Source organism: Kitasatospora cathayae (genome assembly GCF_027627435.1).
GTDB lineage: Bacteria > Actinomycetota > Actinomycetes > Streptomycetales > Streptomycetaceae > Kitasatospora > Kitasatospora cathayae.
The window spans coordinates 4,999,686-5,014,951 of sequence record NZ_CP115450.1; the positions used below are offsets into that span (position 1 = coordinate 4,999,686).

General features: G+C 72.3%; 17 protein-coding genes. 9 read left to right on the forward strand and 8 right to left on the reverse strand.

Annotation, left to right across the window (positions count from 1 at the left end; genetic code table 11):
- Position 1: 1 nt before the first annotated feature.
- Entirely contained in the window at positions 2-898 is an 897-nt protein-coding gene (gene mqnP, locus O1G21_RS22285; protein WP_270146386.1) for a menaquinone biosynthesis prenyltransferase MqnP, read from the forward strand.
- 33 nt (positions 899-931) lie between these two features.
- Here mqnP and O1G21_RS22290 read toward each other — a convergent pair whose 3' ends face one another.
- The 4 genes from O1G21_RS22290 to O1G21_RS22305 form a co-directional block, all read right to left on the reverse strand.
- On the reverse strand, positions 932-1,282 hold the full coding sequence (locus O1G21_RS22290; RefSeq protein ID WP_270146387.1) for a hypothetical protein: 351 nt from the start codon (positions 1,280-1,282) through the stop codon (positions 932-934).
- A gap of 109 nt (positions 1,283-1,391) precedes the next feature.
- Positions 1,392-1,778 (reverse strand): glycine cleavage system protein GcvH, encoded by a 387-nt coding sequence (gene gcvH / locus O1G21_RS22295; RefSeq protein ID WP_270146388.1) that lies wholly within the window; start codon positions 1,776-1,778, stop codon positions 1,392-1,394.
- A gap of 102 nt (positions 1,779-1,880) precedes the next feature.
- Positions 1,881-2,636, reverse strand: a complete 756-nt coding sequence (locus O1G21_RS22300) for an alpha/beta fold hydrolase (protein WP_270146389.1) — start codon at positions 2,634-2,636, stop codon at positions 1,881-1,883.
- Between the two features lie 55 nt (positions 2,637-2,691).
- A complete protein-coding gene (locus tag O1G21_RS22305; RefSeq protein ID WP_270146390.1) occupies positions 2,692-3,918 on the reverse strand; it encodes an FAD-dependent oxidoreductase in 1,227 nt (408 codons plus the stop codon).
- 97 nt (positions 3,919-4,015) lie between these two features.
- On the opposite strand from O1G21_RS22305, the gene O1G21_RS22310 reads away from it, so the two are divergent.
- Both O1G21_RS22310 and O1G21_RS22315 read left to right on the forward strand, forming a co-directional pair.
- On the forward strand, positions 4,016-4,810 hold the full coding sequence (locus tag O1G21_RS22310) for a TetR/AcrR family transcriptional regulator (RefSeq protein ID WP_270146391.1): 795 nt from the start codon (positions 4,016-4,018) through the stop codon (positions 4,808-4,810).
- An 8-nt stretch (positions 4,811-4,818) separates the two neighbouring features.
- Complete coding sequence (locus O1G21_RS22315; RefSeq protein WP_270146392.1) at positions 4,819-4,962, forward strand: VOC family protein; 144 nt, start codon at positions 4,819-4,821, stop codon at positions 4,960-4,962.
- Between the two features lie 67 nt (positions 4,963-5,029).
- Here O1G21_RS22315 and O1G21_RS22320 read toward each other — a convergent pair whose 3' ends face one another.
- From O1G21_RS22320 to O1G21_RS22330, 3 genes are all read right to left on the reverse strand, one after another.
- Entirely contained in the window at positions 5,030-6,325 is a 1,296-nt protein-coding gene (locus O1G21_RS22320) for a hypothetical protein (RefSeq protein WP_270146393.1), read from the reverse strand.
- Between the two features lie 211 nt (positions 6,326-6,536).
- A complete protein-coding gene (locus tag O1G21_RS22325; protein ID WP_270146394.1) occupies positions 6,537-7,253 on the reverse strand; it encodes an MOSC domain-containing protein in 717 nt (238 codons plus the stop codon).
- 65 nt (positions 7,254-7,318) lie between these two features.
- Positions 7,319-8,068, reverse strand: a complete 750-nt coding sequence (locus O1G21_RS22330; RefSeq protein ID WP_270146395.1) for a cyclase family protein — start codon at positions 8,066-8,068, stop codon at positions 7,319-7,321.
- A gap of 90 nt (positions 8,069-8,158) precedes the next feature.
- Here O1G21_RS22330 and O1G21_RS22335 point away from each other — a divergent pair, with 90 nt between their 5' ends.
- The 6 genes from O1G21_RS22335 (at position 8,159) to O1G21_RS22360 (ending at position 14,020) form a co-directional block, all read left to right on the forward strand.
- The gene (locus O1G21_RS22335; protein WP_270146396.1) at positions 8,159-8,833 is read left to right on the forward strand and encodes a UbiX family flavin prenyltransferase; all 675 of its coding nucleotides are present in this window, start codon (positions 8,159-8,161) and stop codon (positions 8,831-8,833) included.
- A gap of 119 nt (positions 8,834-8,952) precedes the next feature.
- Positions 8,953-9,411: an Lrp/AsnC family transcriptional regulator gene (locus tag O1G21_RS22340; protein ID WP_030055719.1), complete on the forward strand. Its 459-nt coding sequence runs from the start codon at positions 8,953-8,955 to the stop codon at positions 9,409-9,411.
- Positions 9,412-9,414: 3 nt separating this feature from the next.
- Positions 9,415-10,377, forward strand: a complete 963-nt coding sequence (locus O1G21_RS22345; protein ID WP_270146397.1) for a threonine ammonia-lyase — start codon at positions 9,415-9,417, stop codon at positions 10,375-10,377.
- Positions 10,378-10,429: 52 nt separating this feature from the next.
- Positions 10,430-11,593 (forward strand): aminofutalosine synthase MqnE, encoded by a 1,164-nt coding sequence (gene mqnE / locus O1G21_RS22350; RefSeq protein WP_270146398.1) that lies wholly within the window; start codon positions 10,430-10,432, stop codon positions 11,591-11,593.
- Between the two features lie 132 nt (positions 11,594-11,725).
- Positions 11,726-12,952: a L,D-transpeptidase family protein gene (locus O1G21_RS22355; RefSeq protein WP_333493488.1), complete on the forward strand. Its 1,227-nt coding sequence runs from the start codon at positions 11,726-11,728 to the stop codon at positions 12,950-12,952.
- A gap of 123 nt (positions 12,953-13,075) precedes the next feature.
- Complete coding sequence (locus O1G21_RS22360) at positions 13,076-14,020, forward strand: beta-ketoacyl-ACP synthase III (RefSeq protein ID WP_270146399.1); 945 nt, start codon at positions 13,076-13,078, stop codon at positions 14,018-14,020.
- A 476-nt stretch (positions 14,021-14,496) separates the two neighbouring features.
- On the opposite strand, the gene O1G21_RS22365 is transcribed toward O1G21_RS22360, so the two are convergent.
- Positions 14,497-15,144, reverse strand: a complete 648-nt coding sequence (locus tag O1G21_RS22365; protein WP_270146400.1) for a TetR family transcriptional regulator — start codon at positions 15,142-15,144, stop codon at positions 14,497-14,499.
- Between the last annotated feature and the right edge of the window lie 122 nt (positions 15,145-15,266).

Genomic DNA, 15,266 nt, shown 5'->3' on the forward strand with positions numbered 1-15,266 from the left:
TGTGAGCACGGCTGCCGTCGAAACCCCCGGGCGCACCCGGGCCTTCCTGCGCCTGGTGATGATCGAGCACTCGGTCTTCGCCCTGCCCTTCGCCTACATCGCCGCGCTGACCGCCATGTTCCTGGCCGACAAGCGGGTGCACTGGGGCGAGCTGTTCATCGTCACCGTCTGCATGGTCGGCCTGCGCACCTTCGCCATGGCCGCCAACCGGATCATCGACCGCGAGCTCGACGCCCGGAACCCGCGCACCGCCGGGCGCGAACTCGTCACCGGCGCCGTGTCGTTGAAGACCGCGTACGTCGGCTCGGCGGTCGCCCTGGTGGTGTTCCTCGGCGCGGCGGCGATGCTCAACCCGCTGTGCCTGGCCCTCGCCCCGGTGGCCGTGGTGCCGATGGTCGTCTACCCGTACGGCAAGCGGTTCACCAACTTCCCGCAGGCGATCCTGGGCCTGGCCCAGGCCATGGGCCCGGTGGGCGCCTGGCTCGCGGTGACCGGCAGCTGGTCCTGGCAGGCCGTGCTCCTCGGCGTCGCGGTCGGCATCTGGATCGGCGGCTTCGACCTGATCTACGCCTGCCAGGACGTCGAGTCCGACCGGGAGACCGGCGTCGGCTCCCCGCCGGCCCGCTTCGGCGTCCCGGCGGCGATCTGGGGCGCGCGGGTCTGCCACGTCCTCACGACCCTGCTGCTCGGCTGGTTCGCGCTGCTCTCCCACGCCGGCCCGGCGTTCTGGATCGGCCTGCTGGTGGTCGCCGGCGCCTTCGTCTACGAGCACACCATCGTCCGGCCGAACGACCTCTCCAAGCTCAACCGGGCGTTCTTCCAGACGAACAGCTTCGTCGGCATCTCGCTGTTCTTCTTCGCCCTGGTCGACCTGGTCATCCGCGGCCTGGGGCTCTGAGGGGGCGACGGCGCCCGGCGGCCCAGCTCCAGCTCACTCGTTCACCGCCGCGAAGGCGGACCGGTAGATCGCGGCGACGTCGGTGGCGTGTCGGCGGCACTCCTCGACGGTTGCCGCGTGGTTGGCGAGGTGGTTCGCCCGGTGATAGGCCCGCGCCGTGGCCGGAACCCGTTCGATCTCCACCACGGCGGCCCAGTGGGCCACGAACGAGCGGAGCGGATCGATGCTGCCCGCCTCGATGGCCGCCGCCATGGCCCGGGTCTGCCCCGCCACCGTCTCCGGAAGCCGGTCGGAAGCCACCACGGCGAGAGCGGCCTTGAGCGCGGTGGGAGACTTCTCGGGCCTGGGGATGAGTTCGGCTCCGTCCGACACCGGCTGACTCACCGGGCTCTCCTCTCGTCCCGTCCGAGCCGACTCGCCGTCGGTGGGCCGCCTCGCCGGAACGGGGCTGCGCCGCCGCGGCCGCGGCGGCGCCTTCGGGCCGGACCTGCGGCTACCCCTCCTTGATGTACTCCTCGTACTGGGCCGGGGTGAGCAGTTCCTTCAGCTCCCCGGCGTTGGTGAGCGTCAGCTCGATCATCCAACCGTCGCCGTACGGATCGCTGTTGACGTCCTCGGGCGCGTCGTTCAGGTCCTGGTTCACCTTGGTGACCGTTCCGGACAGCGGGGCGTAGAGCTCGCTCACCGACTTGACCGACTCCACCGAGCCGAACGCCCGGCCGAGGTCGAACTCGTCGTTCTCCTTGGGGAGTTCGACGAAGACGATGTCGCCGAGCTGCTTCTGCGCGTAGTCGGTGATGCCCACGCGGGCGGTCTTGCCCTGCACCAGGACCCACTCGTGGTCCCTGGTGTACTTGAGGTCGGTGGGGACGGCGGACATGGCTTCCTCTTTCGTTCGGGTGGTGGGCCGGTTACGGGGAGGAGCCTGCTACACATCCCGGCTCCCGGCCGTGAACTCACCCGAACGAGTGAAGGGTGCGCGTCAGTTGTGCAGGAAGGACTCCAGCGAGGACGCCAGCGCCACCGGGGCCTCGTACATCGGGTAGTGCCCGGAGCCGCCGAGCTCCTCCAGCTCGGCGTTGGGGTAGTGCTCGAGCCAGGTGCCCCGCATGACGTCGGCGGTCAGGGCGAGGTCGTGCTCGCCGACGATCACCTTGACCGGCACCGGGTTGCCGCTGATCCGGCGCTCCAGGTCGGCCGTCGTCCAGTCCCGGACGTAGCCGCCGAAGGCCTCGGGGTTCGACAGCCGCAGCGACTGGTCGACCATCCGGTCCAGCCAGACCCGGCCGGCCCGCTGGCCGGTGACCAGGTCGAGGATCGCGTACCGCTTCTCCCGGTCCTCGGCCGCGCCGTAGAACAGCGTCTCGCCGACCGCGTCCAGCGGGTACGCCCCGGCCGGTACGGGCGCCAGCCCGACCAGCTTGCGCACCCGCAGCGGCGCCTCGGCGAGGACCTGCTGGGCCGCCTTGCCGCCCATCGAGTGGCCGACCAACGAGAAGCGGTCCCAGCCGAGTTGGTCGACGAGGGCGAGGGCGTCGGCGGCGATCTCGGCGAGGGTGTACGCGCCGGTGACGTCCTTGCGCTCACCGTAGCCGCGGTAGTCGAGGAAGGCGTAGCTGAAGGCCGTGCCGTCGAGGTAGTCGAGGAAGGGCCCCCAGCCCGCGCTGGTGCCGAACCAGTCGTGCAGGACGAGGACGTGGTGGTCGCCGGTGCCGGTCAGGCGGTGAGGGATCGTCATGCCGGTGGTCGTTCCCCGGAAACCGCCCGTCCGAACGGCCAGTTGGCGAGCCGGATCACCCGGCGGGCCGCCGGGCGAAGGCCGGGGCGTGCTCGGGGCGCGGTCCGAAGGCGACGAGGCGGGAGATGGCCAGCCGCACCGCGGGCACCCGGCGGGTGACCGCGGCGAAGCCGGCGGGCGGGCCGGCCCGGCGGCCGGAGAGCACCGGGACGAACATCGCGCCGTGCAGGATCCGCTGCATCCGCTGCATGACCACGGTCGGCCACCAGCGGCGCTGCTGCACCCGGGCCAGGGCGGCGACGGTCGGGCGGCCGTGCCGGAGCGGTTCGGCGAGCAGGGTGGCGGCGGCGACGGCGTCCTGGATGGCGAGGTTGATGCCGACCCCGCCGGCCGGGGACATCGCGTGGGCGGCATCGCCGATCAGCAGCAGCCCGTCGACGTACCAGCGGTCCAGCCGGTTGAGTTTGACGTCGAGCAGGTGGACGTCGTCCATGCCGGCCAACTGGTCGACCCGGTCGGCGTACTGCGGCATGATCCGGGCGATCCGGGCGCGGAAGCGCTCGATGCCCTCGGCGCGCAGTCGGGCGTCGGAGCCCTTCGCCTTGAAGTAGGCGATCTGGAAGAAGTCGGCGCGGGTGAGGCTGAGCGCCATCTCGCGGTCCCCGAAGCCGGGGGCGAGGTTGGGCGGTGCGGCCTGCTCGTGGGCGTGCCGGGGGAGCCGGAACCACCAGACGTCGAAGGGCACCGGGTACTCCTCGGGGGTGAGTCCGGCCTCCCGGCGCAGGGTGGAGTGCCGGCCGTCGGCGGCGACGGTGAGGTCGGCGCGGATCTCGCCCTCCTCGCCGTCCCGGGTGCGGTAGCGGACGCCGACCACCCGGCCGCCCTCCCGCAGCAGCCCGGTCGCCTCGGTGTTCATCCGCACGGTGAAGGTGGGCTCCTGCTCCGCCTCCTCGACCAGGAAGTTGAGCAGGTCCCACTGCGGCATCATGGCGATGTAGTTGTACGGCGCGGGCAGCTTGTCGAAGGCGCTCAGCGCGACCGTGCCGACGCCGGGCACCGGCACCACCATGTTGCCGAGCCGGCTCTGCGGCAGTGCGGCGAACTTCCGGCCGAGGCCGAGTTCGTCCATCAGCCGCACGGTGGAGGCGTGGACGGTGTCGCCGCGGAAGTCGCGCAGGAAGTCGCCGTGCTTCTCCAGGACGGTCACCTCGACGCCCGCGCGGGCCAGAATCAGGCCCAGCATCATTCCAGCCGGTCCGCCCCCGGAGACGACGACGCTCATGGCTTTCTCCTCTCGATCCCCTTGCCGTTCCCGCGTGGAACTCATATATAGAGAATCTCTGGAACCGTCTCAGGTGTCAAGTAGTACGATGCTTCACATGGAGGACCTGGTGGCAGCCGCCCTCACCGCGGCGAAGGAACGGGGACGGGACGTCGCGGACGTGCCGCTGACGGCGATCGCGACGGCGGCCGGCATCTCGCGCAGCACCCTGTTGCGCCGGCTCGGCGGCTCCCGGGCCGCGCTGGACGAGGCGGTCCGGCAGGCGGGCGTCGACCCGGGCGGACGCCCCCCGGTGCGGGAGCGCGCGATCGAGGCGGCGTCCCGACTGGTCGCCGAACGCGGACTCGGCGCGATCACCCTGGACGCGGTCGCGGACCGCGCCGAGTGCTCGCTGCCCAGCCTGCACGCCGTCTTCGAGGGCCGGGACGGCCTGCTCGCCGCCGTCTTCCTGCAGTACGGCCCGCTGCCGGACCTGGAGGCACTGGCCGCCGACCCGCCCGAGCGCCTGGAGGACACCGTCCGGGCGCTCCACCGCACCTTCCTCGCCAGCCTCGCCGGCGAACCGCGGATCATTCCGGCGGTCTTCGCCGACCTGCTCAGCCGCCCCGACGGGCCCGCCGCCCGGGTGATGGCGGTCCACATGCCGCGGATCGTCGACGGCCTCGGCCGTCTGCTGCTGCCCCACGTCGAGTCCGGCCGGATCCGACCGCTGCCGCTCCCGGTGCTGGTGCAGCTGCTGCTCGGCCCGCTGCTCAGCCGGGTCCTGATGCGCCCGGTGCTCGAAACCACCCTCGGCGCCGCCCTGCCCTCGCTGGACGAGTCCATCGACCTCTTCACCGAGGCCTACCTGCGCGCGGTCGCCCTGCCCGGGGCGGACCGGGAGACACCCTGAGGAGAACCGTGATCGGCGCACTGCAGTGCCTCGTGCTCGACTGCCCGCAGCCGGCGGTGCTCGCCCTCGGTGCCGTACGGCTGCACGACGCCGGCGGGTGGCGCGTCTACGCGGATCCGGCCGGGCACCCGTTCTGCCTGGTCAGGAGCTGAGGACGCCGAACCCCGGCCCCCGGACGGTGCCGGGGAGCCGGGGCTCGGGTGCTTCTCGGGGCAGGAATCAGGCGCTGCGACGGCGGCGCGCGAAGAACACCACGCCGATGCCGACGGCGAGCAGCGCGGCGGCGCCCAGCGCGGCCTGCCGCATGCCGGTCGACCCGGTGCGGGCCAGCTCGCCGCCGGCGAGCCGGGTGTCGGCGGTGGCGCTGGAATCGCTGCCGAGGGCGGTCCGGACGGTGCTGCCGGTGTCCGTGCCGGTGGTGGCGGCCTCGTCGGCCGGGGCGGTGGCCGCGGTGAGCTCGACCGGGAATCCCTGCGGGCCCACGTACGCCGGGTGCTGCCCGCCCTCGCCGAGGACGGCCCACGGGTTGACCCGGGTCTCGCCCGTCGCGGCGCCGGCGGTGAAGGCCAGCCGGACGTGCTTGGTGACGGACGCGTCGGCCGCGAGGGTCCGGTCCTCGGTGAGGTGGTACAGCACGGTGTTGCCGGGCCCCGGGGTCGGGGTGGCGGTGACGTTCTGCCAGCTGCCGTCGGCCTGCTGCACCTGGAGGGTGCTGTGCCGGTCGGCCTGCACCACGAACGAGGCGTTGTCGTAGCGCGAGGCGCTCGGGTTGGTGGCGGTGACATCGAACTCGGCCGGGGCACCGCCGATCACGGCGCTCGTCGGCGCGCCCTTGACCTGCACCTTGAGGGCCTTCAGCGCGACGTTCCGGGTGCTCTCGGCGAGCACGGTCTTCGCGTCCGGGTCCACGATCGCGGAGGACAGCTTGACGGTGCCGTCCAGGCCGGCCCAGTCGTTGTCGAGCGGGGCGGCCAGGCGCAGCCGGAGCGTCCTGGTGGCGCCGGCGGCGACGGTCACGCCGTGGATCTCGCCGGTGAAGTGGAAGCCGTCCGAGGCCTGGCTGAAGGCCGGCTCGACGGGCTTCCAACTGCCGTCGGCGTCAAGGGATTCGATGGTGATGCGGCCCGGCGAGCGGGCGTAGCCGTTGCTCGCGTCGAGCCTCAGCGTGTACGAGGCCTCGGCGGTACCGGGGTTGGTGATGGCCTCGGTGAACTCGACCGGTCGGCCTCCGTTGCCGATCGAGGCCGGCTCCTGGACGGTCAGCGACGGCTTGCCGACCTCGGTGGCGGGGGCCGGAGCGGCCGCGGTGGCCGGATCGGTGGCGCCGGTGGAGGTGCGGGTCGCGCTCGAAGCGGTGTGGGTGGCGGTCGGGGTGGCGGCGGCCCGGGGCGAGGTGGCGGTGGTGCTCAGGTCGGCGGCGTAGGCGGCCGGGGAGGCCATCACCACGCCGGTGGCCAGCAGCACGCCCAGGGTGGCGGCGGTGACGATGGTCGAGCGGGAACGGTTTTCCCGCACTGCAGACATTCTGAATACCCCTCAGGGTTTGCACCGGCGTCGTCTGGCGCCGGTCGATCAGTACGGTGTGGGTCGGACCGGTGGTCAGGGGCGTCGCCCCCGGCGTCAGTCGCGGTCCGCCGCGGCGGGCTTCCCCGCCGCTCAGCTAGATAGACGTTCGGGGGCCGTCAAGGTTGCAGTCGGAGTCGAACTTTTTCGGAAGCGATCGAACTCAGTCCAGCACCAGCCGGTCGCCCAGCCGTAGCCGCCCCGGGGAGACCACCTCGGCCAGGGCGTCGAGGCGTCCGTCGTGGGCGTGCACGATCGCCTTGAGGATCTCGGGGGCGTGCGGCAGCCCGGGCTGCGGGGCGCCGGTCATCGCGCAGCGCTCGCTGGAGGTGACGAGGGAGAGCCGGGCGCTGTCGGGGGCCTCGCCGTGGGCCTGGCGGCCGAACCAGGCGTCCTCGACGAAGGGCGGGGTGCCCGGCGGGGTGCGCAGCACGATGTTGGGGCGGAAGCGGCGTTCGTCCACGACGGCGAACGGGACGGCCTCGCGCACCCAGTCCAGGGTGGCGGTGGTGAGCAGGCTGACCGGCAGCCGGTCGAAGTGCGATACGGCGTCCTCGCGGGCGAGTTCGACGTCCTCGCGCTGGAGGTAGGCGCGCAGGAAGGCGGTCGGGTGGTCGACCGGGCGGCCGAGCGGGTCGAACAGTTCGGGGCCGTCGATCCGGCGGCCGAGCCGGGCGGAGAGGCGGAGCAGGCCGTCCATCCGACGGAAGCGGCGGGTGTTCTTGGCCGAGCCGAGCTTGCCGGAGGCGTCGCGGACGGCGTAGAGGCGGTCGCCGGCCAGGCCGCGCACGTCCACGTCGACGGAGTCGAGCCGCTCGCCGCCGGCGGACTTCACGGGGTAGCGCCAGAGTCGCTCGACCACTCCGATGATCTCAGCCATGGCCGGACAGCCTAGTGGCGCCGTCGGGGGATGGTCTAGACCAAGTTGCGGGTGAGCGGGCGGGCTCAGCCCAGCCGCGCCACCGCCCGCACCGGCGCCCCGTCCGCCGCCACCAGCCGCAGCGGGAACAGCGAGACCTCGACCGGCCGGCCGGCCTGCTGCGCCTCCAGCAGCGCCCGCAGGTCGGTCAGGTTCTCGGCGATCACCCCGCCGCCCTCCGCCCCCAGCAGCACCCGGTGGGCGGCCAGCGTCGGCTCCTCCGCCGAGGCGTCGGGCCCGTCGTGCTCGTCGGTGAGGTCGGCGAGCAGCGCGGCCACCGCCCGGTCGTCCGGCCCCGGGTCGGGGGTGGGGTCCACGCTCAGCGCGTCCACCCCGACCGTCCGCACCCCGGCGGCCACGATCGCCTCGGCGGCGGCCGGGGTGAGGCTGGGGTGGGCCAGGTAGGCGTCGGTGCCCCAGTGCCGGGCCCAGCCGGTGGCCAGCAGCAGCACGGAGCCCTCGCCGCAGCGCTCCAGCGCGGGCGCCAACAGCTCGGGGGTGACGGCCGTACGGGGTTCCAGCCCGCGCAGGTCGGCCACCACGGCCGGGCCGGTGAACCGCTCCAGCGGCAGCCCGTCCAGGGTCGGCCAGGTGACGTCCACGTGGTACGGCGCGTCCACGTGCGTCCCGGACTGCGAGCCGAGGTGCAGGGCCAGCACGTTCACCCCGGCGGTGGCGGTGGTGAGTGCGGGCTCCAGCAGGACGGCCGGATCGCCGGGGTAGACCGGCATCGCGGTGGTCACCTGATGGGTGAGGTCGACGAGGGTCGCTGCCATGCGCCCATCCTCCCAGGGGCCGCGCCCCCGTGGGCCCGCTCCGCCGTGCCCGGGCCGAAGCCGCAGGTGGGGCCGGGACAGAATTGCCCCATGGGAACTGCGAAGCGTCAGCCGTGGGTGGTCGGGGTCTCGGGAGCGTCGGGGACGCCGTACGCGGCCTCGGTGATCCGGGCGCTGCTCGCCGCCGGTGAGGCGGTGGACCTGATCGTCAGCCGGGCGGCCCGGCTCACCATCCTGGACGAGACCGGCATCTCCTTCCGGGACGCCCACTGGCGCGCCGACCTCGCGCGCTGGCTGGGCACGGAGGACGGCCTGGACGACGTCCGCTACTGGTCCGCCGGGGACTTCGCGGCCGGCCCGTCCAGCGGCTCGTACCCCGCCAAGGGCATGCTGGTGGTCCCCGCCACGACCGGCGCGGTGGCCGGGATCGCGCTCGGCCTGAGCAAGGACCTGCTGCAGCGGGTGGCCAGCGTCACCCTCAAGGAGCGCCGTCCGCTCGTCGTCTGCGTGCGCGAGACACCACTCAACGGGGTGACGTTGAAGCACCTGGTGGAACTCGACGCGCAGGGCGCGGTCGTGCTGCCCGCCTCGCCCGGTTTCTACGCCGGCGGCTCCACCGTGCGCGAACTCGTGGATTTCGTGGCCGGCCGGGTGCTGGACGCCGTCGACGTGCCGCATTCCCTGTACCTGCGCTGGGAGGGCGAGTTGGGCGCGGCGGCCGGCAAGTCCGGCGGCGGGGACGGCGATCGGGCTGAGGGGGAGTAAGGAGACCGAGGGCGGGAGAGTATGTTCTCTGCGATATCCGGGTCGGTCAGCGCACGGCGCCTTTGAATCCGGATAATGATCTGTGGGTCTGGTGAGGTTCGGAAGGACGCGGACGGTATATGGACACGGTGGACAGACAGCTCATCCAGGCGCTCCGGGAGAACGGCCGTGCGTCCTACGCCGAGCTGGGCCGACTGGTCGGCCTCTCCGGCCCGAGCGTCACGGACCGGATCAACCGCCTGGAGCAGGCCGGTGTGATCACCGGCTACCGCGCGACGGTCAACCCGGCCTCGCTCGGCTTCGGCGTCACGGCCCTGATCGGCCTTCAGCTCACCGACGCGGCCGACCACGAGGACGTCGCGTTCCGGCTGAAGGACCTCAACGAGGTCGAGGACTGCTGGTTCATCGCGGGTGACGACTCCTACATGCTCAAGGTCCGGGTGGCCGACGTGGCCGGCCTGGAGTCGGTGGTGAAGCGGATCTCGGGCACCAAAGGCGTGGCCAGGACCCGCACCACCGTCGTACTCTCCACCAAGTGGGAGAACCGGGTGAGTGAACTTCCTCCTGTAGGAGAGTGACGCATGGCACTGGTCGGTCTGGAGGAACTGCGCGCCGCTCGGCAGCGGATCGCCGGGGTGGCGGTACGCACCCCGCTGGTCCCCGCCCCCTGGGCGTCCGAGGGCGAGCGGCGGCTCTGGCTGAAGCCCGAGAACCTCCAGCCGACCGGCGCCTTCAAGACCCGTGGCGCCTACAACCGGCTGGCCGCGCTGACCGCGGACGAGCGCTCCCGCGGCGTGGTGGCCCAGTCCAGCGGCAACCACGCACAGGCGGTCGCGTACGCGGCGCAGCTGCTCGGCGTCAAGGCCGTGATCGTGATGCCGGACACCTCGCCCGCGGTGAAGGTGGAGGCCACCCGCTCGTACGGCGCCGAGGTGATCCTGGTTCCGCCCGGGGAGCGGGACACCCTGCCCGGCGAGCTGGCCGAGAAGCACGGCTACGTCTGGGTCCCGCCGTACGACGACCCGTTCATCCTCGCCGGCCAGGGCACGGTCGGCCTGGAGATCGCCGAGGACGCCCCGGCCGAACTGGACACCGTCCTGGTGCCGGTCAGCGGCGGCGGCCTGATCGGCGGGACGGCGGCCGCGCTCAAGCTCACCCGCCCGGGCATCCGGGTGATCGGCGTGGAGCCGGAGCTGGCCGCCGACGCGCAGGCCAGCCTGCGGTCCGGGCGCCGGGTGGAGTGGCCGGTCGCCGACACCTACCGAACCATCGCGGACGGGCTGCGCACCCCCTCGGTCGGCGTGCTGCCGTACGAGCACATCACCACCTACGTGGACGACATCGTCACCGTCACGGAGGACGAGATCCGCGCCACCGTCGCCCTGCTGGCCCGCCGCGGCCGGCTGGTCGCCGAGCCCTCCGGCGCGGTCGCCCCGGCCGCCTACTTCCACCGCGCCGCCGAGACGGGGGGTCAGACCGTGGCCGCCGTGGTCAGCGGTGGCAACATCGACCCGGGTCTGCTCGCGGAGCTGCTGTCGGCATAGGCGTACGCTCAGTCCGGCAAGGAATCGAATGTCGGAGGAGGCGGGTCACCGCATGGACGCAGGGCTCAAGCGCGAGCTGGAGGCGAAGGTCTACGCGGGTGAGCGACTGACCCGTGAGGACGGGATCGCGCTCTACGAGAGCGACGACCTGGCCTGGCTGGGCGGGCTGGCCCACCACGTGCGGACGCGGAAGAACGGCGACGTCGTCCACTTCAACGTCAACCGGCACCTCAACATGACGAACGTGTGCAGCGCGTCCTGCGCGTACTGCTCGTTCCAGCGCAAGCCGGGCGAGAAGGACGCCTACACGATGCGCATCGAGGAGGCCGTCCGCCTCGCCAAGGCGATGGAGAGCGAGTCCCTCACCGAACTGCACATCGTCAACGGCCTGCACCCGACCCTGCCGTGGCGCTACTACCCGCGCTCGCTGCGGGAGCTGAAGGCGGCGCTGCCGAACGTCTCGCTGAAGGCCTTCACCGCCACCGAGATCCACTGGTTCGAGAAGATCAGCGGCCTGTCCGCCGACGAGATCCTGGACGAGCTGATCGACGCCGGCCTGGAGTCGCTGACCGGCGGCGGCGCGGAGATCTTCGACTGGGAGGTCCGCCAGCACATCGTCGACCACGACACCCACTGGGAGGACTGGTCGCGGATCCACCGCCTCGCCCACGCCAAGGGCCTCAAGACGCCCTGCACCATGCTGTACGGCCACATCGAGGAGCCCCGCCACCGGGTGGACCACGTGCTGCGGCTGCGCGAGCTGCAGGACGAGACCGGCGGCTTCCAGGTCTTCATCCCGCTGCGCTACCAGCACGACTTCCACGACTCCAAGGACGGCGTCGTGCGCAACAAGCTGATGGCCTGTACCGAGATGGCCACCGGCGCCGAGGCGCTGAAGACCTTCGCGGTCTCCCGGCTGCTCTTCGACAACGTCCCGCACGTCAAGGTCTTCTGGGTGATGCACGGCGTCACGACCGCTCAGCTGGCGCTCAGCCACGGCGCGGACGACATGGACGGCTCGGTGGTCGAGTACAAGATCACCCACGACGCGGACAACTTCGGCACCCCGAACAAGCTCGGCCGCGAGGACCTGCTCGGCCTGATCCGGGACGCCGGCTTCCGCCCGGTGGAGCGCAACACCCGCTACGAGGTCATCCGCGAGTACGACGGTCCGGACCTGACGCGCCGCGAGACCCCGCAGGCGATGCGCCTCTGACCTGCGCACGCCTCTGACCTGCGCAGTCCCCGCCGCCCGGACCGCACCCGCGGCCCGGGCGGCGGAGCCTTCACGGCTCCCGCACGCGCCCCGGGTTTACCAACCGGTACGGCGTTTGGCAGGATCGACGGCATGTCCGGTTCTCATCGCGCCACCGAGTACCCGCCGTACGAGCCGATGCAGGAGCCGGTGTACGGGGTGCCGCAGCAGTCGCACGGGGCGCCGTACAGCGCGTACGAGCCGTACCCGCAGGGCGGCTACGGCGAGTACCAGCAGACCGCCGACGGGTACTACGAGGCGTACGACCAGCCGTTCCAGGCGTACCCCGCCGAGCCCGAACCGGCGTACCAGGAGTACCAGCAGTACCAGGAGCCGGTCCACGAGCCGGTCCACGAGCCGTACCTTCAGGAGCCGCTGCACGAGGAGCTCGCGCCCGTGGCGCCCCTCGCCTCCGTGACCCCGGCCGCGGCCCCCGCGCCCGGTGGCCGGGCCGCCGCCCGGGGGCGGCGGCGCAAGGCCAAACAGAAACGTCACGGCAAGGCCGTGATGGCCGGCACCGCACTGCTGGTCGCGGCCGCCGCCGGCTGGTACACCGTCGGCCAGGACGCTTCCAGGTCCGTCGCCACCGCCGCCGACGGCCCCGCCCCGGAGGGCGTCAGCAAGCCGGACCAGCCCGCACCGCCCGCCCCCGCCGCCGTCCAGGCCGCCACCGACCGGCAGTCCGCGCCCTCGGCCGCCGGCCGGAGCGAGACCCGCCCGGACGGCTCGCTGGCCGCGATACCCGGCCTCGGTGCCGCCTTCACCGCGAAGATCCCCGCCGCGACCACCCAGGTGGTGGTCGCCGCAGGCCAGGGCAAGGACACCGACAAGAACACCGTCACCCTGTGGACCCGCACCCCCGAGGGCCGCTGGCTGGCCGGGGAGACCTGGCAGGGCCACAACGGCAAGAACGGCTGGACCACCGACCACAACGAGGGCGATCTGCGCAGCCCGATCGGCGTCTTCGACCTCACCGACGCCGGCGGCCGCAACGACAACCCCGGCAGCAAGCTCCCGTACGACAAAGACCCGAGCTTCGTGGTCTCCGGGACGGGCTTCTTCGGCGACCAGCTGGCCGGCTCCTTCGACTACGTGGTCGCGATCAACTACAACCGGGTCGCCGGCAGCTCCCCGCTCGACATGCGCCGCCCGATGGGCACCAAGAAGGGCGGCGGCATCTGGCTGCACGTCGACCACGACGGCCCGACCCACGGCTGCGTGTCGATACCCGAGGACAAGATGGCCCAGCTGATCCGCACCCTGGACCCGGCCGCCCATCCGGTGATCGTGATGGGTGACGCCGCCTCACTGGCCGCCTGACCTCGGTGAACGCCCCGGGCCCAGGCGCCGCAAGGCCCTTGTGGAGCCCCTACAGATCGCCGGTGCGGATCCTGTAGCCGGTCATGCCCCGCTGACCAGCGGGTAACCCGGTTCCATGGCAGCATGAGCGGTTCGCGCATTGTGGCACTCGGCCACTACCAGCCCCCCAAGGTCCTCACCAACGACGACCTGGCGGCACTCGTCGACACCGATGACGAATGGATCCGCACCCGGGTGGGCATCCGCACCCGGCACATCGCAGAGGGCGAGACCCTGGTCGACCTCGCCACCGAGGCCGCCCAGAAGGCCCTGGCCAACAGCGGCCGGACGGCGGCCGAGATCGACCTGGTCGTGGTCGCCACCTGCACCGCGATCGAGCGCAGCCCCAACACCGCCGCCGCGGTGGCCGCCCGGCTGGGCGTCCGCTCGCCCGCCGCGTACGACGTCAACACGGTCTGCTCCGGCTTCTCCTACGCGCTGGCCACCGCCGACCACGCCATCCGGGCGGGGGCGGCGCGCCGGGCGCTGGTGATCGGCGCCGAGCGGATGTCCGACACGCTCGACTGGACCGACCGCTCCACCTGTGTGATCTTCGGGGACGGCGCGGGCGCCGCGGTGGTCGAGGCCCAGGAGGAGGGCGCCGAGCCGGGCATCGGGCCGGTGGTCTGGGGCTCCGAGCCCGAGCGGGGCGACGCCGTGGTGATCACCGGCTGGGACCCGGTGATCAGCCAGCAGGGCCAGTCGGTGTTCCGCTGGGCCACCACCCAGCTCGCCCCGCTGGCCCGCGAGGCCTGCGAGCGGGCCGGGCTCGACCCGTCGGAGCTGAAGGGCTTCGTCCCGCACCAGGCCAACCTGCGGATCATCAACGCGATCGCCGCCAAGCTGGGCCTCGCCGACGCGGTGGTGGCCCGGGACGTGGTCGACTCCGGCAACACCTCGGCCGCCTCGATCCCGCTCGCCTTCTCCAAGCTGGTCGAGCGCGGCGAGCTCTCCCCGGGCGACCCGGTCCTGCTCTTCGGCTTCGGCGGCGGCCTGGCCTACGCCGGCCAGGTCGTGCGCTGTCCGTGACTCGCTTGCTGGTGACGGGCGCCCGCCCCTTCGGTTCGGAGGCGAGCGGGCGAGTCCCCGCCCCGAGCCGAAGGGGTGCGCCGGTGCCGAAAGGGAGAAGCGACCAGCGAGGCACGAGCGCCGGAGCGCCGACCGTCGGCACCGGGCCCTAAGCGGCCTGGAGGCGAGCGGGCGAGTCCCCGCCCCGAGCCGAAGGGGTGCGCCGGTGCCGAAAGGGAGAAGCGACCAGCGAGGCACGAGCGCCGGAGCGCCGACCGTCGGCACCGGGCCCTAAGCGGCCTGGAGGCGAGCGGGCGAGTAACAGCACAAATGCCGGTGGGCGGGCACCCTGTGTGAGGGGTGCTCGCCCACCGGCATGTCTGGCGCGCGTGCGGAACGTCGGCGGACCTCCCCCGAGGACACGGCCGCCGTCCGTCGTACCCCGGACAGGAGGCCGGGGCTGCGCGCGGAGCGGATGGTGGATAAAACGGGCGGTGCTACTTGGGCGCCTTCTTGCCGGTGACGCCCAGGTACACCAGGGGAGCGAGGTTGGGTTTGAGGTCCTTGACCTTGACGCCCCAGGAGGTGAAGGCCTTCTGGTGCTCGGCCGCCGCGGCGAGCAGCGAGACCAGGGCCCCCGAGACGGCGTTCGGGTCGAGCGACTTGTCGGCCTGACCCTTCGCCTGGAGTTCCTTGACGGCCTCGGCGAGTGGCTTGGCGACCGCGTTGAGGACGGTCATGCGGATCTTGAAGAACCGCTTGTCCCCTTCCGCGGCACCGAGCGTGACCACTCGGAGAATGGCGTCGTTCTTGCGCCAGAAGGCGAGGAATCCGTCGACCAGTTCTTCCGAAGTGGTCGGTCCGGACTTCCCTGCCCAGGACTTTCCGGCCACCAGCTCTTTGAGGGTGTCGGCGTCCTTGGCCATTTCCTCGGCGATTTCGAGGACGGCGCCCTCGACATCCGGGAAGTACTGGTAGAAGGTCGCGGGGGAGGTACCCGCCATACGGGCGACGTCGATGACCTTGACGTCCCGATAGGGCGACGTGCTGAGCATCTCACGGAGGCAGTCGAGCAGCTTCTGCCGCGTCTCCTGTCCGCGTCGCCCGGCGACGCGACCGTCGACGGTGCGAACTTGTCCTGTCATGCCGTCAGCTTACCGTGGCACGATCTTGGCGCGATTCGGTGATGCGATTATTGCTCCGCATGGGGGGTTGCTATAGCGCCCCGAACCACTTCGGACGGATATTCACCGGTCTCGAAGCCGTC

Bases quoted from the DNA above. Each gene is read 5' to 3' on its own strand.
- O1G21_RS22300 (WP_270146389.1), bottom strand. From the start codon at position 2,636: ATGACGATCCCTCACCGCCTGACCGGCACCGGCGACCACCACGTCCTC.
- O1G21_RS22335 (WP_270146396.1), top strand. From the start codon at position 8,159: ATGGGAACTGCGAAGCGTCAGCCGTGGGTGGTCGGGGTCTCGGGAGCG.
- mqnE (WP_270146398.1), top strand. From the start codon at position 10,430: ATGGACGCAGGGCTCAAGCGCGAGCTGGAGGCGAAGGTCTACGCGGGT.
- gcvH (WP_270146388.1), bottom strand. From the start codon at position 1,778: ATGTCCGCCGTCCCCACCGACCTCAAGTACACCAGGGACCACGAGTGG.
- O1G21_RS22345 (WP_270146397.1), top strand. From the start codon at position 9,415: ATGGCACTGGTCGGTCTGGAGGAACTGCGCGCCGCTCGGCAGCGGATC.
- O1G21_RS22365 (WP_270146400.1), bottom strand. From the start codon at position 15,144: ATGACAGGACAAGTTCGCACCGTCGACGGTCGCGTCGCCGGGCGACGC.
- O1G21_RS22360 (WP_270146399.1), top strand. From the start codon at position 13,076: ATGAGCGGTTCGCGCATTGTGGCACTCGGCCACTACCAGCCCCCCAAG.
- O1G21_RS22340 (WP_030055719.1), top strand. From the start codon at position 8,953: ATGGACACGGTGGACAGACAGCTCATCCAGGCGCTCCGGGAGAACGGC.
- O1G21_RS22310 (WP_270146391.1), top strand. From the start codon at position 4,016: ATGGAGGACCTGGTGGCAGCCGCCCTCACCGCGGCGAAGGAACGGGGA.
- O1G21_RS22325 (WP_270146394.1), bottom strand. From the start codon at position 7,253: ATGGCTGAGATCATCGGAGTGGTCGAGCGACTCTGGCGCTACCCCGTG.
- O1G21_RS22330 (WP_270146395.1), bottom strand. From the start codon at position 8,068: ATGGCAGCGACCCTCGTCGACCTCACCCATCAGGTGACCACCGCGATG.
- O1G21_RS22355 (WP_333493488.1), top strand. From the start codon at position 11,726: ATGTCCGGTTCTCATCGCGCCACCGAGTACCCGCCGTACGAGCCGATG.
- O1G21_RS22305 (WP_270146390.1), bottom strand. From the start codon at position 3,918: ATGAGCGTCGTCGTCTCCGGGGGCGGACCGGCTGGAATGATGCTGGGC.